We start from the raw sequence: 20671 nt of genomic DNA, 5'->3' as shown, positions 1-20671 counted from the left end.
ATGACAAAATTAAAAACAACTGATCTTTCGATTGGCTATAATAAAAAAATTGTTGTAAATGACATTACAGTAGAAATTCCCAATGGACAAATTACTAGTTTGATCGGTCCGAACGGCAGTGGAAAATCGACTTTTTTAAAAGCTTTGGCGCGGATTCTGGATCCTGCTAAAGGTGAGGTTTTTATCGATGGTGAAAACGTTCAACGCTTAGATACTAAAACAGTCGCGCGAAAAATTGCTTCGTTGTCACAGACAAGCAGTCAAATCAATGGACTGACTGTCGAAGAAATTGTTTCCTATGGCCGATTTCCTTATCAAAAGGGTTTTTCTGGATTAAAAGAGCAAGATCATCAATTAATCAATTGGGCCTTGGAAGCTACGAATCTGCAAAAGTTAAAAGAACGGACATTGACCACTTTGTCAGGCGGCCAGCAGCAGCGTGTTTGGATCGCCATGGCGTTAGCGCAAGATACGGATATTTTGATTTTGGATGAACCAATAACTTTTTTAGATCCTGCTCATCAATTAGAGATCTTAGAATTGTTGCAAGAAATCAATCAGCAAGGAAAAACGATTTTAATGACGATTCATGATCTGAATCATGCTTCGCGTTTTTCCGATTATTTACTCGGGATGAAAAAGGGTGAATTAATTTTTCAGGGCACGCCCAAAGAAATTTTTACTGCGGATAAATTGTTAAATCTTTTTGATATCCAAGCGACATTTGCCACTCTGCCTAATAGTGATAAACCATTAGTTATTGCTTATGATTTAGTAAAGGAGCACTAGAAGATGACTAAACGAAAATATTTCTTTCCAGTCGTTTTCATATTGCTCATCGCGGCAATGTTCTTATCTTTGCGTTATGGAGCGGTTACCAGTAAATGGACCGATGTTTCGCAGGCGCTGCTAAATTTTGATCCGAATAACCAGGGCGAACAATTGGTTCGTTATTTACGTCTGCCGCGAATGATAGGTGCGGTTTTAGTTGGTGCAGGCTTTGCGATATCCGGGGCTTTAATACAAGGGATCACTTCTAATCCGATTGCTGATTCCGGTTTGCTGGGAATAAATTCAGGAGCAGGCCTTGGCTTGGCTTTGGTTTTTGCTATCAGTTCAAATCCTTCGCCGACTGCCGGTGTCATAGGTTCATTTCTTGGAGCTTCGGTTTCGATTCTTTTGATTTATTTGGTTTCAAGTAGAGTTTCATTCGGGCTGTCACCAGTGCGAATTGTTCTGCTTGGCGCGGCATTGAGCTCTTTTTTTGCAGCAATTAGTCAGAGCATCAGCCTGTTATTTGATTTAAACCAAGACATGACTTTTTGGTTTGTCGGAGGCACGGCGAATCTTTCGTGGAATCAATTGCAAACGATTTTTCCGTTGATTCTAATTGGAGTTCTAGGAGCCTGCTTGATTAGTCCACAGGTTACGTTACTGAGCATGGGAGATGAAACGGCGATCTCGTTGGGGAAAAAACCGAATCGAATTCGTCAGTTAAGTATGCTTTTTGTTCTACTATTAGCCGGAAGTTCGGTAGCTTTAGTTGGAACCATTAGTTTTATCGGATTGATTGTTCCTCATGTAGTTCGTTTTTTTATTGGTCACGATTATCGTTACGTGATTCCGGCCTCAGGTCTGTTTGGTGCTCTGTTTTTTGTTTTGGCGGATATTGCGTCACGTTTGATAGCTCCTCCTTTGGAAACACCGACCGGGGTAATTGTGACGATCATTGGGGTACCATTTTTACTTTTACAAATTAGAAAGGGAAGCTTATGAGAAAAAGAATAGGTTGGCTTACTTTGCTTCTTCTACTGATTTTTGGTATTTTCCTTAGTCTGACAGTTGGAACGATTCCTTTAGGGTTAAATGATCTACTGCATGTTTTTCAACGAACTGCTAGTACTAGTCAACAATTGATCGTTTTTGACTTTCGTTTCCCACGGCTGCTTGTTTCAATATTAGCGGGTATGGGGTTGGCGGTATCGGGCTATTTGTTTCAAACGATTACTCACAATGATTTGGCTGATCCTGGGATTTTGGGAATCAATGCCGGCGCAGGATTAACTGTTTTGATTTATTTGGGTTTTTTTGCCACCGGGGAAAGCAGCTGGTTTTTGCCACTAATCGCTTGTGCAGGCAGTTTTATTGCCACTGGATTGGTCTATTATTTTGGCCGCCAATCGAAACGAATTACACCTAATCGTTTATTATTAGCCGGAGTTGCAGTGAACGCTGGGATTTCGGCGTTAACCCTCATTGGGACGATGCGTGTCTCTAAAGACAATTATCAGTTCGTGACTTCATGGCTTGCAGGCACGATTTGGGGAACCACTCGTCAGCATGTCCTGTTGCTGCTTCCTTGGATTATTTGCTTATTGCCATTGGTTTTATTGAGAGGGCGTTCATTGGAAGTGTTGGAGCTAGGCGATGAGGTAGCCGTTGGATTAGGTGTTAAGCTAAAACGAACGCAGCTGTTCTTTTTAGTTTGTGCCGTTTGCCTTGCAGCGGCAAGTGTCGCAATTGCTGGGAGCATCAGTTTTATCGGGCTAATTGCTCCGCATATCGCCCGCCAATTAACAGGCAGAAAAAATAATCAAACATTAGTAATGACCGCTTTGATCGGCGGGCTTCTATTATTATTTAGTGACATTTTGGCCAGAGTCATTTTGCCTAGTGGTGAAATGGCAGCCGGAATCATTGTTTCATTGATTGGAGCCCCTTATTTTATTTTACGATTGCTGAAAAGAAGCTAAAAATTAATTGTTTATGTGAGGAGAAATCTAATGAGCTGGACAACTATCTGGAGTCATGCGCAACGTGGAATCGCTCGCTATAGTTCAAGTAAAGGAACAGTTCAATTGACGATGCGGCGAATTGATTCCGTTGAAAAAATCCGTTTGGTTTTTGCTAATGAATATGGCAATCAAACGCAGCAAATTCAAAATTTGACCATTAAAACAAATGAAAATCAGCAAACTATTTCTGATTTTTCAATTGTTTCTAGCGAGATTTTTAAAACACCGTCTATTTCGATTGATCCTACGGCAAAAAAATGGCACATTTCTTTTCAAGTATCATCGATCGAAAGTGGTTTTTCATACAATGATGCCGATTTTTTTCCTGAAGCTAGAACGCTTGATTTTTGCTCTGGATTAATTGCGATCGAAGCAGAAGTCGCTGGAGAGTGTGTGATCGCTTTAGGAGATTCCTTAACTGAAGGGGCAACTTGGACTGCGCCATTACAAAGAACATTACGTAAACAAAAGATCTACTTGGTCAATCAAGGAATCAATGGCAGCTGTTTGTTAAAGGCTAGTAGCGATGTCTCAACAAATGAATCACGGAACTTTTTTTATGGCTTTGATAGTTTGAAGCGATTAGAATTTTGTTTGACTAGTCACAGCAATGTCAGCAAAGTCATTTTGTTTCTTGGTGTCAACGATTTGATTAATGGCGGACTAACTTTAGAGAGCTTTCAAAAGATGATCCAAAAGTTGATTGAACTTTGCAAGAGACACGATATTACTTATCAACTATGCACTTTGACTCCTTGCTTAGGGTATCCAGGGATGAATCAAGCAAAAGAAGCTTTGCGAAAAGAAATAAATCATTGGTTAACTGAGAACTATGATGAATTATGGGACTTTTCCGCGATCGTTGAAGAAGAAGCGGGACGATTGAATCCATCATTCGATAGTGAGGACCATTTACATTTTAATGCGGCAGGCGGAATGGCGATTGCTCGTCGAATTTCTAGTGATTTTGTTAAAGGGGAGTAATCCCCTTTTTATTTTGTTTCGATTTTGTTAGTATTTCTAGATAAGAAGGTGAATGAATGGAGAAAGAAAAACTTCGGCAGTTGGCGATTACCCGGTTGCAAAAAATTGCGGATAACGAGAATAGACAGGACCAAGTTGATTGTATCCTTGAAAAATTTTTTGAAAGTGAAATTTGGAAAGAAGCGACCAGCATTGGCGTAACAATGGCGACTCAATTTGAGTTTCCAACTTCTTCGTTGATTCAGCGGGCTTTTAAAACGGGGAAAAAAATAGCCGTTCCTAAATCATTGCCTAAAGGTAAGATGGTTTTTCACTGGGTTGACTCAGATACGGCATATTATACGACAAAATTTGGCGTTGAAGAGCCTGAGATTGAGAAAGTCGCAAGCCCTGATGAACTAGATTTATTGATTGTTCCTGGGTTAGTATTTAATCGATCAGGTTATCGTATTGGTTTTGGTGGAGGATATTATGACCGCTATTTAGCTAATTATAAAGGGAAAACCTGCAGTTTTGTTTTCGCTGAGCAGCTAATGGAAGATTGGCAGATAGAAGAATTTGATCAACCGATACAGCAATTATTTTTTTATTAGTAAAAGAGTAACCGAAGAATGAGAGAGGTAGATATATGAGAAAAGATAAACCTTATGTAATGTATGTTCTTTTTGCAATTAATACGATTGTTTTTTTGATGCAATATTTACTGCCAGGATTATCAATTGAGAATCAACTAGGCATGTTCTCGCCATCAGTTATTTGGCAACACCAGTATTGGCGGTTCATAACACCTATGTTTATCCATTTTGGATTGATGCATTTTGCCTTAAATGGTGTCGTTCTTTATTATATGGGGCAACAATGTGAAGCAATTTTTGGGCATTGGCGTTTTGCAGTAATCTATTTGTTAAGCGGCGTGATGGGAAATTTTGCGAGTTTCGCCTTCAACTCACCGACAACACTGTCTGGCGGGGCGAGTACAGCGATCTTCGGGTTATTCGGAGCCTTTTTAGTAGTTGGATTGCATTATCGTGACAATGGAGCGATCCAAGCGTTGACACGTCAATTTGCTTTGTTCATTTTAATGAATCTAGTCTTTGGATTATTCGATTCAACGATTGATATCTGGGGACATCTAGGAGGCATTATTGGTGGGGCATTATCCGGTTGGGCAGTAGCAGTACCTCATTCACAAGATCGGTTTTCTACTCGAGCAAGGGTTACTACTGTTCTGTTTTTCATTTTTGCCATTGTTCTCTTTGTCTTCTTCGGGTTAAGAAAATTTAGTATGTATCAATAATCGCGGACAGAGCTGTCCGCTTTTTTTACGAGTATAGGAGTGAAGATATGCGATATTTAGCGTTATTTCGTGGGATTAATGTCGGCGGAAGAAATATTGTTAAAATGAAAGAGCTAAAAGAACTTTTTTTAGAATTAGGATTTTCCGATGTTCGCAGCTACATTCAAAGCGGGAACCTCCTCTTTTCTAGTGATCAAGCGATAAGTGAATTTTCAGAGACTGTTACAGCTGCTTTTACAGAACGTTTTGGTTTTTCTGTGCCGATTATCTATCGAACGAAAGATGAACTATTTTCTTTGATTGAAAATTTGCCGTTTACAGCCGAGGAGATTCTTGAAGCAGAGATGGAAGAGACTAATGTCGAACATTTATATGTTTATTTTTCGTCAAGCGAAATGGTACCTCAGGAGCTTTCAGAAATTGGTGAGCGAGCAATTGTGAAGTCGAAGGATATTTATTATCTTACAGACAGAAGCATTAGATTTTCCAAGCTAACGCCTAAACTGAATAAACTAACTGATGAATTGACTGCGCGCAACTGGAAAACGGTAATAAAGCTAGCGGCATTATTAAAAGAATAGTCTTATTCAATTTGCGAGTGTCGAGTGAATGCTATAAAATGTAGAGTGGATTAAATGACTAGTTTTTAAAAAATAAACTAGGAAATAAAAATTGGGCTATAAAAAAGGTTTTTTTTTCTGTATAATACTGAGGATGTGGTTTGATGGAAAGTTTATATGATGTACAACAGCTGCTGAAACGATTTGGTATTTATGTTTACGTTGGAAAACGGATTTATGATATCGAATTGATGCAGATCGAATTGAAAAATTTATATGAGAGTCGTGTAATTGACCGCGATACTTATTTGCAGGGTTGGGGCATTTTAAAACGAGAACATCACATTGAAGAAAGTCGAGAAGGTGACTAGAGTGGATAAAAAATTATTAGGAATTGACTTAGGTGGTACGACTGTCAAATTTGCCATTTTAACAGAGGCTGGTGAAGTTCAGCAAAAGTGGAGTATCGAAACAAATATTTTAGATGATGGTTCGCATATTGTTCCGGATATTATTGAATCAATTAATCATCATTTGTCATTATATGGGATGAAACCTGAACAATTTATTGGAATTGGCATGGGGACTCCAGGGAGTGTCGATATTGAAGCGGGAACGGTTATCGGTGCATACAATCTGAACTGGACAACTTTGCAACAAGTCAAGAGCGAGATCGAAAAAGGCACGAATATTAAATTTACGATCGACAACGATGCGAATGTAGCAGCCTTAGGCGAACGTTGGAAGGGTGCTGGAGAAAATGAACCAGACGTGATTTTTATGACTCTAGGTACTGGTGTTGGCGGTGGTATTGTGATGAATGGCCAATTGCTTCACGGCATCGCTGGTTGTGCCGGTGAAGTCGGACATGTGACGGTTGATCCAAATGGGTTTGAATGTACTTGCGGAAAACGCGGCTGTCTAGAAACAGTGGCTAGTGCGACGGGTGTAGTAAGAGTTGCCCGCCAACTGGCAGAGGAATATGCTGGCGGATCAAAACTAAAAGCTCGTTTGGATAATGGTGAAGATATTACTAGTAAAGATGTTTTTGAATTGGCGGAAGATGAAGGCGATGATTTGGCTCTAATGGTCGTTGATAAAGTAACCTTCTATTTAGGATTGGCTTGCGGAAACCTTGGAAATACCTTGAATCCATCAACGATTGTCATCGGCGGCGGTGTCTCAGCAGCGGGGGAATTTTTACGTAGCCGGATAGAAAAATATTTCAAAGAATTTACTTTCCCACAAGTGCGTGAAAGCACAAAAATCAAATTAGCGGAGTTAGGTAATGAAGCAGGCGTGATCGGCGCAGCTTCATTGGCAAAATAGATTAAAGGTAAGCGAGGAATCAAGTTATGTCAATTTGGTGGAAAATTAATATTGTATTAATCTCAGTAATCGTTTTATTTGGTTTGTATGAATTAGTAGTTCGAATCATGATGAGGCGAGCTGCAAAAATTATTACCCAAGAAGAATTTCAGGCAGGAATGCGGAAGGCACAAATTATTGATGTTCGTGAACGGGATGAGTTCAATGCAAAACATATTTTAGGAGCACGTAGTTTTCCATTTAGTATGTTAAAAGAATCTTACAGCTCTATACGCAAGGATCAACCAGTTTATATTTATGATCATAATAAAGCAGTCAGTGCTCGTGCAGCAAATCTGCTGCGCAAAAAGGGTTATAAAGACTTGTTTATCCTTAAAGGCGGAATGCAGGAATGGACCGGTAAAGTGAAGCAGAAAAAAATCGATTAGTTTTAAACAGCTAGATAGTTGTCTAGCTGTTTTTCTATGGTCATGACCATTTTAAATTAAAGGATAAATGGCTTGTTTACTGAAATCGATAGTTGTTGCTTGGATTGACGAAGAAATGGATTACGCTTATCATGAAATTTGAAAACTTTTACAGGAGGAATCTATGAGTATAAAATTAGTTGCCATCGATTTGGATGGAACATTGTTGAATGATCATCACGAAATCAATCAACCAGTGGTCGATTGTATTAAAGCGGCTCGCAAGGCGGGGATTTATGTAGTTCTTTCCACTGGACGCCCGTTGTCAGGAACAAAAGCACAATTGGACGTATTAGGGTTAAACAATAATGATGATTATATTATCACGTACAATGGAGCTTTAGTATTGAACACTAAGACTTGGGATATTGTGGCAGAACACAGCTTAACGCGAGAAAATTATCTGGAGATCGATCATATGGCACGATTGCTAGATGTTCATTTGCATATTGCGGATAAAAAGGCGATGTATACAGCAAATCGCGATATCAGCCCATATACAATTTTAGAATCCTATTTAGTTAATATGCCGCTATTTTATCGGACACCTGAGGAAATCGCGGAGAATGTATTAGCTGTTAAGATGATGATGATCGATGATCCCGAAATTCTCAGTGAGGCGTTTAAAAAAATTCCAGCAGAGTATTTTGAAAAATATACAATTGTCCGCAGTACACCATTTTTCCTTGAAGTACTAAATTCGAACTCCAGTAAAGGACTGGCTTTAAAAGAATTGAGTGAACATTTAGGAATTCAACAATCTGAGGTTATGGCGATTGGCGATGCGGAAAATGATTTATCTATGATTGATTTTGCCGGTACTGGTATCGCAATGGGAAACGCTAGTGAAGCAGTTAAGGCTGCTGCTGACTATACTGTCGCAACCAACTTGGAAGACGGTGTGAAGGAAGCTTTTGATCGTTGGGTCATAAAATAAGGGTAGGCAAGCTTCTGATGAATAAATTCATCAGAAGCTTTTTTTTATTGCTTATTCTCGAAATATTCTCTACTCTAAAAGAGATGAATCTATAAAAATGAGGAATGTGTATGAAAAAAATTGCGATTATCGGGGCTGGTCCATATGGTTTGATTGCATTGGATCGCCTAATCAAACAGGCATCTAAGAATGAAAAAATTGAATTATTGCTCTTTGATCCTGATGGGCCAGGCGGAAATATTTGGCGTGAAAATCAAAATGATCAGGTTATCATGAATACAGTAATGCAGCATGTGACCTTATTTTCTGAGGATGAAGGCCCGAATTTAGCCGAGTGGAATCAGACAGAGGCAAAAAAATACTTAACCTCTTTCAAACATGGAAAAGAATTTTTATCAGAGCTGAAGCTGGATAAAAATGATTACTGTCAGCGGCGCTATTATGGAGTTTATCAACGCTGGTTTTATGAGGAAATAACCAGAAGGCTACCAAAAAATATCACGGTCAATTTAATCAAAGAGAGAGTAAGTGATTTAACTCTGGTAGAAGAGACTATTCTAGTTCAATCATCACAATCTTTTTTAGTGACCGATGTGATTTTAGCGACAGGTCATTCCACGAACCTTTTAAGCAAAGAGGAAACCAAAAATCAGCTGTTTGCTGAGAAACATGATCTCTTTTATCAAGGACCAGGAAATCCATCGGATACACGTCTAGATCATTTGAAGGAAGGAGAAACAGTGATTCTTCGTGGACTAGGGCTGAGTTTTTTTGACTATATCGCACTATTTGTTGCCAAATGGGGTGGTAGGTTCAGTGAAGAAAAAAATTGTCTGGTTTATGAGCCTTCTGGAAAAGAGCAGCGTTTAGTTGTAGGCTCAGGCAGAGGACTGCCTTACCACGCACGTCCAAACAATCAAAAAGAACCTGGAGAAGAAGCTCAACCGCAAATATTGACAGAAGGGTTCATGGGAGAGTTTCAGGGAAATGCAGAAGAGCTGTTTGACTTATTAAGAAAAGAAGCTGAGTTGGTGTATTACCAAAAGAAACTAGCAGAGTCAGAGATTGATTTAGATGAATTTTTACGGCTCTATCGTGAACGTGATCGGGAGGAAGTCTTAAATACGTTTCGAGTTCCTAGCGAGGATCGTTTGGACTGGACAAAACTTTTTGATCCCGCAAAAGAAGTCAGCTCACAAGATTTTCCTGATTTTATTCAAACGTACTTGAAGAAGGATATTGCTGAGGCAGAGCTGGGCAATCAAATAGGAGCAATAGCTGCGGCGATTGACACATATAAAGAACTGCAAGCACCTTTTAATTATATGTTGGATCAGGGCAACTTTACACCGAAAGAGTATTATGAAGATTTCTTCGGTACGTTTAATCGGAGTTATAGTTTTTTGACGATCGGAGCACCTGTGATTCGACAAAAACAATTGTTAGCTTTAACGAAAGCGGGAATCGTTGAATTTTTGGCGCTAGAGATGGTAGTAGAAAGATCAGAAGACAGTTTTTTGACGTACAGCAAAAAGAATACTTCTCGTATATTCAAAGGAGAAAATCTGATAGAAGCACGCTTGCCAGCAACTAGTCTGAAACGTACGAAAAATAAGGTACTGATCAATATGCGAGAAAAAGGCTATCTAACCTCTCACAGTGTGACTTTTGAAGGTAAGGAACATCCAACGGGAGCTATCAAAGTTGTTCGAAAGACTCATCAATTAATAGATAAAAACGGGGATGTGCTGTCAAATATTTATTGTTATGGCATTCCCTTAGAAGGGCTAGATTGGTTAAATGCTGCTTCGCCACGTCCCAAAAGTAATGACCGGTTATTTTATTTAGCGAATCAAATCGTTCAAAATATTTATAGATAGAAAAAAGAAAGCCAGTTGGCTTTCTTTTTTATCTAGAGATTCTTTTTCTGCGAGCTTTTTTACGATTTTCATCGATTTTTGATTCTTTTTCTTCAATTGGGTCAATAACTTTCTTTTTCACGCCCATTACTACGCCTGCAACTACCGCTGCGGCAGCTAAAGTACCAGTAAAGAATCCGGAAGCAAATTTACGCATTGTTCCATCACTCCTTTCTCAGATGTAAGGAATGTATTTTTTCACTGAAAAATACATTTGCTTTATAACTAGAGTGGCTTTAATTATTAATATATCTCTATTATGAAGCAAAAACTAAAAAATGAAAAGTTAAACGAATGGAAAATGACCTTGCAATTATTTAGTAAACAAACTATAATTTGTTTACTAAATAAAAATGAAAATGACAGGAGTAGATCAAATGGCAATTTTAGTTCTAGGTGGAGCAGGATACATTGGTTCTCATACGGTCGATAAGCTGGTTTCACAAAATTATGATGTAATCGTAGTGGATAATTTATTAACGGGTCACCGCGAGGCCGTTCATTCTAAAGCAAAGTTTTATGAAGGTGATTGTCGCGATAAAGCATTTATGACAGAGGTCTTTACAAAAGAATCAATTGACGGTGTCGTTCATTTTGCAGCGAGTTCATTAGTCGGCGAATCCGTAGAAAAACCGTTAAAGTATTTCAACAATAATGTCGTTGGTATGGAATGCCTGCTAGAAGTCATGGAACAGTTCGACGTGAAAAATATTGTCTTCTCTTCGACAGCGGCGACTTATGGTGAACCAGGTGTTTCCCCAATTACGGAAGAAGTGGCGACTAATCCAACTAACCCTTATGGCGAAAGCAAATTAATGATGGAAAAAATGATGAAATGGTGCGACAACGCCTACGGTATGCGTTACGTGGCTTTACGCTATTTTAATGTTGCTGGCGCAAAATCTGATGCAAGTATCGGTGAGGATCATGATCCTGAAACACATTTAGTGCCAATCATTTTGCAAGTAGCTTTGGGACAAAGAGATCATTTGACTATTTTCGGTGATGATTATGATACGCCAGACGGTACATGTATACGAGATTATGTTCAGGTTGAGGATTTAGCCGCAGCGCATATTCTTGCCTTGGAATACTTGAAAGCTGGCAATCCAAGCAATTTCTTTAATCTAGGTTCTAATAATGGGTACTCGGTGAAAGAAATGTTAGATGCAGCACGTGAAGTAACGGGTAAAGAGATTGCGGCTGAAATCGGACCGCGTCGTGCGGGTGATCCAAGTCGTTTAGTCGCTTCAAGTGATAAAGTGAAAGAAACGTTAGGCTGGAATCCTGAATACACGGATATCAAAGCAATCATTGAAACAGCGTGGAACTGGCATGTCAGCCACCCGCATGGATATGAAGATTAGGAGGAAAAAACGTGTCAGTCAGTCAAACAGTCAGAGACTTTATTACGTTAGCCATCCAATCGGGCGGTTGGATGGAAATGGATCGCTTATATTTAGAAAATCGGGTCATTGCTATGATCGGAGAGGATTCCTTATCAAAGGCTGAAATTCGCATTGTTTCGCAGAACGCTGTGGAACTGGTGGATCGGCTTTTGGTTCAAGCAGAAAAGAATGGAATAATTACTGATTTACAGGCAGAAAAAGACATGTTAGAAGCTCAATTGATGGATTTGATGACAGCTCCACCATCAGTGGTAAATGCTTATTTTGCTCAGTACTACTCTAAAGATCCCGTTCAAGCAACGGATTATTTCTTTAAATTAAGCAAAGACAATGATTATATCAAGACACGCGAGATCGCACGGAATATTATTTTTCCTGCTGAAACTGAGTACGGTGAACTGGAGATCACGATCAATCTATCGAAGCCAGAGAAAGATCCAAAGCAAATCGCGGCAGAACGTCAGGCAGTGAAATTAGATTATCCCGAATGTATGCTGTGTATGGAAAATGAAGGGTATAAAGGTCGATTGAACTATCCTGCACGAACCAATCATCGAATTATTCGAATGAATCTTGATGGAGAAAGCTGGGGCTTTCAGTATTCTCCCTATGCTTATTATAATGAACATTGTATTATTCTGTCGGAAGAACATCGTCCTATGAAGATTACAAAAGCTACTTTTCAACGTTTATTAAAAATTACAGAAGTTCTGCCGCATTATTTTGTCGGATCAAATGCAGATTTACCGATTGTGGGCGGTTCAATTCTTTCTCATGATCACTACCAAGGCGGCCGCCATACATTTCCAATGGCTGTAGCCGAAATGGAACGAACTTTTGAGTTAAAGGATTATCCAAGTATTAAAGCTGGTATCGTAAAATGGCCAATGTCAGTGATTCGATTGCAAGGGAAGAATCAAAAAGAATTAATCGAGGCCTCCAATAGGATCTTTGAAAAGTGGCAAGCTTATTCAGATGAATCCTTGCAAATCGTTGCTCAGACAGAAGATGGTGCATTGCATCATACAATCACTCCAATTGCTCGTCGAAAAGGAGATCTTTTTGAAATGGACCTTGTTTTACGTGATAATAATGTCTCGAAAGAGTTCCCTGATGGCATTTTCCATCCGCATCCGGATGTGCAACATATCAAAAAGGAAAATATCGGCTTGATTGAGGTAATGGGATTAGCGGTCTTGCCTCCACGTCTGGAAGCAGAATTAAAAGAGGTTGAAAATTATTTGTTGGATCAAGAAAATCAGGTTGCTGACTATCATATAGAGTGGGCAGATCATTTAAAATCGAATAATCAGCTTACTCGTGAGAATGTCACTCAAGTTGTGCAAAAAGCAGTAGGAGCTGTTTTTGCTCGTGTGTTGGAAGACGCAGGGGTTTTTAAGCGGGATGTTGAAGGACAAGAAGGCTTTACGCGTTTTATCAAAACTTTGTAGGAAGGGGCAGCGATGGCAACTATTCGGGATATTGCAAAATTAGCAGGGGTTTCTCCTGCCACGGTTTCTCGCGTGTTAAATTATGATCAAGAATTATCCGTCGCCCAAGAAACAAAGCAGCGCATTTTTGAAGTGGCGGAGGACTTGAATTATACCAAACACAAACGTGCGAATAAAATAGGAAAAGCTGTGATACGACTGGTTCAATGGTATGACGAAGCTGAAGAATTAGCCGATCTCTATTATTTATCTATACGTTTAGGAATCGAAAAAAAGGCGGAGGAGTTAAATATTCAGATTCGGCGAGAGGCTTTGAATGAACTGTCCGATATTCAAGTCAACGGTACAATCGCTTTGGGAAAGTTTGATGCAGAGCAGATTCGTCAGTTGAAACAAACTGATGAGAATTTATTGCTCGTTGATTTTGATGGAATGAATATGGGATTAAATTCTTTGGTGGTAGATTTTGATCAGAGTGTGAATCTTGTAATTGATCACTTTATCCGACAAGGGTATCAAAAAATCGGGATTCTATCAGGTGAAGAAAAAACTAAGCATAACTTACAGCCTATCGAAGACCCGAGACTCATGGCTTTTAAACACAAGATGAAACAACTCAATCTATATCGTCCAGAGTTCACTTTGACAGCTGCTTTTTCCATGGAGACAGGAAAAACGGCAATGGCAGAATTTTTGTCTAGTACAGAAGAATTACCCAATGCATTGTTTGCATCGAGTGACGCACTTGCTGTCGGTGCTATGCAGGCGATTCAAGCTGCTGGTCTGCGAATTCCAGAAGATATTTCTGTTATTGGATTCAATGATGTTAGTGTAGCAAAATATGTATCACCGGCATTATCAACCATCAAAGTCGAAACCGAATGGATGGGAGAATTAGCAGTTTCAACGATTCTAGACCTAGCCAAGGAGTTTTCACCAGTACCAAGAAAAATTATGCTGGGAACGAAACTGATTCAGCGTGAATCGACAAAATAATTTTGAGCAGTGTGCTTTGCTGCTCTTTTTTGTGCTATCAATTAAGGAAAGCAGAAATTCTTAACACTTAGTAGGAAAGCAAATATAGTTTGTGTTAAAATATTGCTATCTTAAATGCGAGGAAATGAACTTTTATGAAATTATTAGCGATGGATACATCCAATCAAACATTAGCCGTGGCTGTCCTAGAAGACGAAAAAGTGTTGGCTCATTTTCAATTGAACCGAAAAATGAATCACAGTTTGAGCTTAATGCCGGCAATTGAATCTGTGATGGAAGCAAGTGGACTGAAACCAGCGGATTTGGATCGAATCGTCGTAGCGGAAGGGCCGGGATCTTACACAGGAATTCGAATCGCAGTAACCACTGCGAAAACATTGGCAGAGACGTTGAAAATCGAATTGACCGCAGTCTCTAGTTTGGCCGTCATTGCAGGAAATGCTCGTACAGCTAAATTAATTGTTCCGTTGATGGATGCACGTCGAAACAATGTGTATGCCGGAATTTATCGTTGGGAAAACCAACAGTTGGTAAATGTCTCAGCGGATCAGCATATCGCCTTCCCTGATTTATTAGATCAGATTAAGGAACCTGCCTTGTTTATTGGCGAAACAAGTAAGTTCAAAGAACAAATAGAATCAGCATTATCAGATGCTGAGGTGTCAGAAGCAGATGAATTAAATTTACCTAACGGGATCATTTTAGGGAAGTTAGGATTTCTCGCAAAGCCAATCGAAAATATTCATGGATTGGTTCCAGAGTATTTAAAACGAGTGGAGGCAGAAGAAAAATGGCTGGAGACGCATCAACCAGAGGACGATAACTATGTTGAAAAAATTTAGCGGTTTAGTGAAGACGATCCTGTATGGGAAACAATACCCATTCAGTGCGAAGTATGTAAACTTAAGTGATCAAGAATATCTATTGAGAAAAATCATTGATCAGGATATCAAGGAGTTGATTGCACTGGAACGTGATGTTTACTTTGGTGAGACTCCCTGGACGAAAAGTGCGTTTCTTTCAGAAATTCATTCACCTATCCCTCATTTGTATATTTGCATCGTAACCCCAAAAGAAGAAATTGCTGGTTTTATCGGCAGCCGTCTGATTGGCAATGATACGCATATTACTAATATTGCGGTGAGGACTACTTTCCAAAATCGCGGGATAGGCAAGCTATTGATTGACGAAGTAGAAAAATTCGCTATAATGAACGATTGTGAAACGCTCTCCCTGGAAGTAAGGCTCAGCAATACTGATGCCCAACGTTTATATCGAAGGTTAGGATTCTCTGCTCGAAATATTCGCAAGAACTACTATACTGAGAATAATGAAGATGCTTTGGACATGATCAAACGTTTGGAAGTGAAATAAGTTGGAAGATTTAGCAAAGAAATTCTGGGAGATCACTCAAATGGCGTACGCTCATGAGTCTCCATGGACTGTGGCTCAATTTGCTAGCGATATGAAGCAGTCTCATAGTCACTATTTCACTCAAGAGTCAGAAATTGTAGCTTTTTTAGGATTCCATCAGGTTTGCGACGAAATAGAAATTACTAATATTGCGACCAAAATCAAGGGTCGAGGTCACGGTAGAGAGCTAATGAAACGCCTGATTGAACATGCAGAATTTCAGGAAATAGCGAGTATCTTTTTAGAAGTACGTGCTTCGAACCAAGAGGCGCGTCTTTTTTATGAAAAGTTCGGTTTTCAGGAAATTGGACTGCGGAAAAATTATTATCAGTCCCCTCAAGAAGATGCGGTACTGATGTCTTTGAAAGTAGGAAAAACAGATGAATGAAACAGAACTTATTTTGGCAATTGAAAGTAGCTGTGACGAAACTAGTGTTGCGGTAATCGAAAATGGTGAAAAAATTTTATCTAATATTGTTGCTTCACAGATAAAAAGTCATAAGCGTTTTGGCGGCGTTGTACCTGAGGTGGCTAGTCGGCATCATGTTGAACAAATTACGATTTGCATCGAAGAAGCATTGAATGAAGCAAATGTTACTGCTAAGGATCTTCGAGCAGTGGCAGTAACTTATGGACCAGGTCTGGTTGGCGCGTTGTTGATCGGGCTGAGTGCAGCGAAAGCTTTTGCTTGGGCAAATGGTTTGCCGCTACTGCCAATCAATCATATGGCAGGTCATATTTATGCGGCTCGTTTAGTAGAACCTTTAGAATTCCCACTGATGGCATTACTTGTTAGCGGTGGTCATACGGAATTAGTCTATATGAAAGAAAACGGTTCGTTTGAGATAATTGGTGAGACTCGCGATGATGCAGCTGGTGAAGCATATGATAAAGTCGGTCGTGTATTAGGATTAAATTATCCTAGTGGAAAAGAAATTGATGAGCTAGCTCATCAGGGATCAGATACGTATAACTTTCCTCGTGCGATGATGAAAGAGGATAATTTTGATTTCAGCTTTAGTGGGTTAAAAAGTGCGTTCATCAATTTGACTCATAATGCGGAACAACGTGGCGAGGTATTAGATCACAATAATTTAGCAGCAAGTTTTCAAGCAAGTGTCATTGATGTGTTAATTGCAAAGACGATTAGGGCATGTAAAACTTATCCAGTTAAACAGTTGATTGTAGCTGGTGGGGTAGCAGCTAATCAAGGATTGCGAAAAAAAATGTCTAGTACAATTGAATCAGAATTGCCTGAAGTGAAACTGATTGTTCCACCATTGCGCTTATGTGGAGACAATGCGGCGATGATTGGTGCTGCCGCGCATGTTGAGTTGCAAAAACACCACTTTGCTGGAATGAGTTTGAATGCGAATCCAAGTTTAGCTTTTCAACATATCTAGCCCCTTGCTATACTATGTTGAAGGAGGCGATATGATGGATACAAATTGGCAAGAAAAATTTTCAATAGACAATCAGCCGACACTAGAACAGATGAAGAAGTTTGGCGCTGACACATATTTTGAAAGACTATTAGATTATTTGTCTGAGGAGTACCAACCTAAATTTTCTATTGAATACTCAAAAGAAAAAGGAAAGTTCGGCGGTTGGCACTTAAAGGCTAAAAGATATGGTGGAAATTTTGGCACAATTTATCTTCGAGAGGATTCTGTGAGAATGATGGTCGTTGTGTCGGATCTTTTTGAAGAAGAATTATCGGAAAATATTCCTTTGATGTCCGAACAAGTACAAAAAACATTTAATGAAAGCAAACCTATTATGGGGGGATATTGGTTTGTCGTCGATGTTGACTCTGAGCAGGCTTTTGAAGACCTCCAATATCTGATAGCTCTACGTGTTCGGAAATTAAGAAAAAAATGAAATAATTATCCAAACGGCTAAACCTTAGCCGTTTTTTTCTGTGCAGAAAAAGTAAAATCACAAACTTTCATTTTTAGAGATTAAAGCAAAAAGAGAGCAAATATTCCCTTAGTAAAGGGATTGTTAAAAATTATTTAGGTCTTTTTATAAGCTCAAAAATGAAAAGAGGTAATTTTTTTAATATCGATATATAAAAAAAGGTTGTGCATTTTCGTGAAAAATCTCTTATCTTAATTGAGTAACAATCGTTATAATTTTATACTATTTTTTGCAAGTGAAAGATAGCAAAACGGAGGTGAAGGAATATGAACTTACATCGAAATTGACTTTGATCAAAAATGGAACTTAGAGTTTCTAAGGGAGTAAATTCATGTTCTTTACAAAAAGCCATCGTTGTCAATGTGAAATCAATCACTTGCGGAACAAAAATGAAATCGCTTAATTGACGAATGCTTTATCTTTTGGAGACTCAGATTGAAAGATCGGTGATCTTTAATAAACAATTTGAAATGGAGTGATTGGGTGTTATTAGCAGTATCTTTTCTTATCGTGTTAGGTTGTTTGTATGGTTTGATCTATTTAAAACAAAAAAAATGGTCCTTCTCTAAACGTGTCGTAACGGCTTTGGCTATCGGAATTATTTTAGGTTTGATCTTCAGTCAAGTGCTGTCAAAATCAGACGGTGTCATTCTATCTGATTGGATCGGGATTATCGGTAGTGTTTATGTAAAATTATTACAAATGATTGCTGTTCCTTTAATTCTAGTTTGTGTTTTATTAGCGTTTACTAAGATTGAAATCAAAACAAATGTCTTGAAAGTTGGAATGTCGATCATTGGCACGCTAATCGTAACCGCTGGTGTCGCAGGAATTGTCGGTATTATAACTGGTTACTTCTCAAATATCGACGGAGACTCTTTTAATATTTCGCAAACAGCGTTGCATTCAGCAAATGAGATTCAGCAAAGTTATGTTTCTGGCGGGGAACAAACATTGACGATGCCGCAAAAAATTATTGCGATTTTCCCATCGAATCCATTCTTTGATCTGACCGGTCAAAGGCCGAGCGCTACTTTAGGAGTAGTCATCTTTGCATTCTTTTTAGGAATTGCCTATTTAAAAATCAAGGATAAGAAAGTCAAAGAGGCTCAATTATTTAAGGATTTTCTTGATAGTGCTTATGAAATTATCATGTCTGTAGTTCGTCTATTTATTTCTTATGCACCTTATGCTGTATTAACGATTATGACCGCAACCATTATTAATAATGATGTAACGGCAGTTTTAAAATTAGCTAAATTCTTCGCGGTTTCCTATATTGGAATGTTGATCATGTTTTTAATTCAATTGTTGATTTTAGCAATTTGTGGATTGCCACCAGTTCGATATTTAGCAAAGGCCTTTCCGGTTCTTTCTTTTGCATTCATTACTGCGTCGAGTGCCGGATCAATGCCGATGAATATTGAAATGCAGGACGAATTGAATATTCCGCGAGGAGTGTCAAGTTTGGCTGCTTCTTTTGCGACATCCATGGGAATGAATGGTTGTGCGGGGGTGTATCCAGGAATCATTATCGCCATTGTTGCTATGACACAAAATATAAATCCTCTATCTCCGCAATTTTTACTTTACGCTGGATTCATTATTGCAATGACATCTTTCGGTATTGCAGGGACTGGCGGAGGCGGTACGGTCGCTACGATCATTTCTCTATCAGCTTTAGGATTGCCAGTTGGATTGGTAGGAGTCTTTATTGCAGTGGAACCATTAATTGATATGGGGCGTACCGCAATTAATCTAAATGGCGGTGTAGTAGCCAGTGCGGTTACATGCAAGCTAAACAGGATTAAATTATCACAAGTGAAATAACTTGATTACTTCCTCAAAACTTTTTGAGGAAGTTTTTTATCTAAACAATTATAGAATGAGGTTGAAAATTTCTCTTTATTCAGTTATTATGAATAAAAATGAATTATTAACGCTATATGCGAATTAATATTCAAAAACGGAGGAATTATTATGACGAATGTCTTTCAAGGGAAAAGCTTTTTAAAAGAAATCGACTTTACTAAAGATGAATTACTTTACCTAATTGATTTTGCAGCGCATCTGAAAATGCTGAAACAACAAAATATCTCGCATAAATATTTAGCTGGAAAGAATATTGCATTATTATTTGAAAAAACATCGACTCGTACGCGCGCGGCCTTCACTACGGCAGCCTATGATCTAGGTGCTCATCCTGAGTATTTAGGCAAAAACGATATTCAACTAGGAAAAAAAGAATCTGTCGAAGATACTGCGAAGGTTTTAGGCAGCATGTTTGATGGTATTGAGTATCGTGGCTTTTCGCAAAAAGCTGTTGAGGCTTTATCTGAACACTCAGGTGTGCCGGTTTGGAATGGCTTGACCGATGAATGGCATCCGACACAAATGCTTGCCGACTTTTTAACAATTAAGGAACACTTTGGAAAATTAGAAGGATTAACTTTGGCTTATGTGGGTGACGGACGAAATAATGTGGCTAATTCTCTATTGATTACTAGCGCGATTTTAGGTGTAAACATTTCGATTGTGACTCCGGAAAAACTATTCCCAGAACAAGATTTGATTGCTATGGCTGAAAAATATGCCGAAGATTCAAACGCAAAAGTTTTGGTCACAGATGATATTGCCCAAGGTGTTGTACAGGCAGATATTATTTATACTGATGTATGGGTGTCAATGGGAGAGGAAGATGCCTTTAAAGAACGGATTGATTTATTGCTGCCATATCAAGTTAATCAAGAATTAATGGCAAAAACACAAAAGAACGAAACGATTTTCCTACATTGTTTGCCAGCCTTCCATGACCTTGAAACAGAAGTAGCCGAGGAAATCAAAGAAAAATATGGTTTATCAGAAATGGAGGTCACTGACGAAGTCTTTCGTGGGGAGAATGCATTGCAATTCCAACAGGCTGAAAATCGTATGCATACAATTAAAGCGGTGATGGCTGCGACATTAGGCAATCTATTCATTCCTAAAGCATAAAAAAAGCTATCTTGACTAGTCAGATGAAGAAATTTCTGTTAGTATAAATGCCAGATAATTATTTCATCGATGAAAAAGAGAAGTCTATGGTCTGTTTTGCAGCGAGTTCGGGCAGGTGAGAGCCGGATAAACAAAAATAGAGGGCGCACTTTTGAGGTGAATCGGCAGCTACCGTTATAGTCTGAGTTGGTCGTTTACGA

The 20671-nt window shown here is 38.9% G+C and carries 23 protein-coding genes; 22 read left to right on the top strand and 1 reads right to left on the bottom strand.

Translation table 11 applies throughout. From position 1 onward, the window contains the following. The 12 genes from PGP85_RS13665 (at position 1) to PGP85_RS13610 (ending at position 10249) form a co-directional block, all read left to right on the top strand. The gene (locus PGP85_RS13665; protein WP_270328038.1) at positions 1-789 is read left to right on the top strand and encodes an ABC transporter ATP-binding protein; all 789 of its coding nucleotides are present in this window, start codon (positions 1-3) and stop codon (positions 787-789) included. Positions 790-792: 3 nt separating this feature from the next. Further along, positions 793-1776, top strand: a complete 984-nt coding sequence (locus PGP85_RS13660) for a FecCD family ABC transporter permease (RefSeq protein WP_010740364.1) — start codon at positions 793-795, stop codon at positions 1774-1776. Then, a complete protein-coding gene (locus tag PGP85_RS13655) occupies positions 1773-2753 on the top strand; it encodes a FecCD family ABC transporter permease (protein WP_270328035.1) in 981 nt (326 codons plus the stop codon). Before PGP85_RS13660 ends, PGP85_RS13655 begins: the two co-directional genes overlap by 4 nt. 30 nt (positions 2754-2783) lie before the next feature. Further along, positions 2784-3779: a GDSL-type esterase/lipase family protein gene (locus tag PGP85_RS13650; protein WP_270328033.1), complete on the top strand. Its 996-nt coding sequence runs from the start codon at positions 2784-2786 to the stop codon at positions 3777-3779. Positions 3780-3835: 56 nt separating this feature from the next. Next, positions 3836-4372, top strand: a complete 537-nt coding sequence (locus PGP85_RS13645) for a 5-formyltetrahydrofolate cyclo-ligase (RefSeq protein WP_010740361.1) — start codon at positions 3836-3838, stop codon at positions 4370-4372. A 35-nt stretch (positions 4373-4407) separates the two neighbouring features. Beyond that, positions 4408-5076, top strand: a complete 669-nt coding sequence (locus tag PGP85_RS13640) for a rhomboid family intramembrane serine protease (protein WP_090402183.1) — start codon at positions 4408-4410, stop codon at positions 5074-5076. A 47-nt stretch (positions 5077-5123) separates the two neighbouring features. Further along, positions 5124-5657, top strand: coding sequence for a DUF1697 domain-containing protein (locus PGP85_RS13635; protein ID WP_010740359.1), 534 nt, complete (start codon positions 5124-5126; stop codon positions 5655-5657). Positions 5658-5800: 143 nt separating this feature from the next. Further along, the gene (locus PGP85_RS13630) at positions 5801-6007 is read left to right on the top strand and encodes a YqgQ family protein (RefSeq protein WP_010740358.1); all 207 of its coding nucleotides are present in this window, start codon (positions 5801-5803) and stop codon (positions 6005-6007) included. 1 nt (position 6008) lies between these two features. Then, the gene (locus PGP85_RS13625) at positions 6009-6965 is read left to right on the top strand and encodes an ROK family glucokinase (protein ID WP_178982048.1); all 957 of its coding nucleotides are present in this window, start codon (positions 6009-6011) and stop codon (positions 6963-6965) included. Between the two features lie 26 nt (positions 6966-6991). Further along, positions 6992-7393 carry a rhodanese-like domain-containing protein gene (locus PGP85_RS13620; RefSeq protein ID WP_270328029.1) on the top strand — a complete coding sequence of 134 codons (402 nt, stop codon included), beginning with the start codon at positions 6992-6994 and terminating at the stop codon, positions 7391-7393. 163 nt (positions 7394-7556) lie between these two features. Further along, positions 7557-8369 (top strand): sugar-phosphatase, encoded by an 813-nt coding sequence (gene yidA, locus PGP85_RS13615; protein WP_270328028.1) that lies wholly within the window; start codon positions 7557-7559, stop codon positions 8367-8369. Between the two features lie 110 nt (positions 8370-8479). Then, on the top strand, positions 8480-10249 hold the full coding sequence (locus PGP85_RS13610; protein WP_270328026.1) for an FAD/NAD(P)-binding protein: 1770 nt from the start codon (positions 8480-8482) through the stop codon (positions 10247-10249). 28 nt (positions 10250-10277) lie between these two features. Here PGP85_RS13610 and PGP85_RS13605 read toward each other — a convergent pair whose 3' ends face one another. Beyond that, positions 10278-10445, bottom strand: coding sequence for a DUF3042 family protein (locus PGP85_RS13605; protein WP_010740353.1), 168 nt, complete (start codon positions 10443-10445; stop codon positions 10278-10280). Positions 10446-10665: 220 nt separating this feature from the next. Here PGP85_RS13605 and galE point away from each other — a divergent pair, with 220 nt between their 5' ends. The 10 genes from galE (at position 10666) to argF (ending at position 20471) form a co-directional block, all read left to right on the top strand. Beyond that, the gene (gene galE, locus PGP85_RS13600; protein WP_010740352.1) at positions 10666-11655 is read left to right on the top strand and encodes a UDP-glucose 4-epimerase GalE; all 990 of its coding nucleotides are present in this window, start codon (positions 10666-10668) and stop codon (positions 11653-11655) included. Between the two features lie 11 nt (positions 11656-11666). Continuing rightward, positions 11667-13148 (top strand): UDP-glucose--hexose-1-phosphate uridylyltransferase, encoded by a 1482-nt coding sequence (gene galT, locus PGP85_RS13595; protein ID WP_270328024.1) that lies wholly within the window; start codon positions 11667-11669, stop codon positions 13146-13148. A 12-nt stretch (positions 13149-13160) separates the two neighbouring features. Then, the gene (locus PGP85_RS13590) at positions 13161-14144 is read left to right on the top strand and encodes a LacI family DNA-binding transcriptional regulator (RefSeq protein ID WP_270328021.1); all 984 of its coding nucleotides are present in this window, start codon (positions 13161-13163) and stop codon (positions 14142-14144) included. 134 nt (positions 14145-14278) lie between these two features. After that, complete coding sequence (gene tsaB, locus PGP85_RS13585) at positions 14279-14986, top strand: tRNA (adenosine(37)-N6)-threonylcarbamoyltransferase complex dimerization subunit type 1 TsaB (RefSeq protein ID WP_251866549.1); 708 nt, start codon at positions 14279-14281, stop codon at positions 14984-14986. Continuing rightward, positions 14970-15518 carry a ribosomal protein S18-alanine N-acetyltransferase gene (gene rimI / locus PGP85_RS13580; protein ID WP_270328017.1) on the top strand — a complete coding sequence of 183 codons (549 nt, stop codon included), beginning with the start codon at positions 14970-14972 and terminating at the stop codon, positions 15516-15518. The genes tsaB and rimI (PGP85_RS13580) overlap by 17 nt, the downstream gene beginning before the upstream one ends. 1 nt (position 15519) lies before the next feature. Further along, positions 15520-15945, top strand: a complete 426-nt coding sequence (gene rimI / locus PGP85_RS13575; protein ID WP_034709427.1) for a ribosomal protein S18-alanine N-acetyltransferase — start codon at positions 15520-15522, stop codon at positions 15943-15945. Next, positions 15938-16960, top strand: a complete 1023-nt coding sequence (tsaD, locus tag PGP85_RS13570) for a tRNA (adenosine(37)-N6)-threonylcarbamoyltransferase complex transferase subunit TsaD (protein ID WP_270328014.1) — start codon at positions 15938-15940, stop codon at positions 16958-16960. Before rimI (PGP85_RS13575) ends, tsaD begins: the two co-directional genes overlap by 8 nt. Positions 16961-16994: 34 nt before the next feature. Continuing rightward, entirely contained in the window at positions 16995-17438 is a 444-nt protein-coding gene (locus tag PGP85_RS13565; RefSeq protein WP_270328012.1) for a DUF3788 family protein, read from the top strand. 522 nt (positions 17439-17960) lie between these two features. Beyond that, positions 17961-19307 (top strand): cation:dicarboxylate symporter family transporter, encoded by a 1347-nt coding sequence (locus tag PGP85_RS13560; RefSeq protein WP_270328011.1) that lies wholly within the window; start codon positions 17961-17963, stop codon positions 19305-19307. A 150-nt stretch (positions 19308-19457) separates the two neighbouring features. Next, entirely contained in the window at positions 19458-20471 is a 1014-nt protein-coding gene (gene argF / locus PGP85_RS13555) for an ornithine carbamoyltransferase (protein WP_178982068.1), read from the top strand. Positions 20472-20671 lie beyond the last annotated feature (200 nt).

It is taken from the genome of Enterococcus malodoratus (genome assembly GCF_027659535.1).
Taxonomy (GTDB): Bacteria; Bacillota; Bacilli; order Lactobacillales; family Enterococcaceae; genus Enterococcus_A; species Enterococcus_A malodoratus.
The sequence above is the reverse complement of the archived record's forward strand: the minus strand, read 5'-3'. Positions and strand labels throughout refer to the sequence as shown.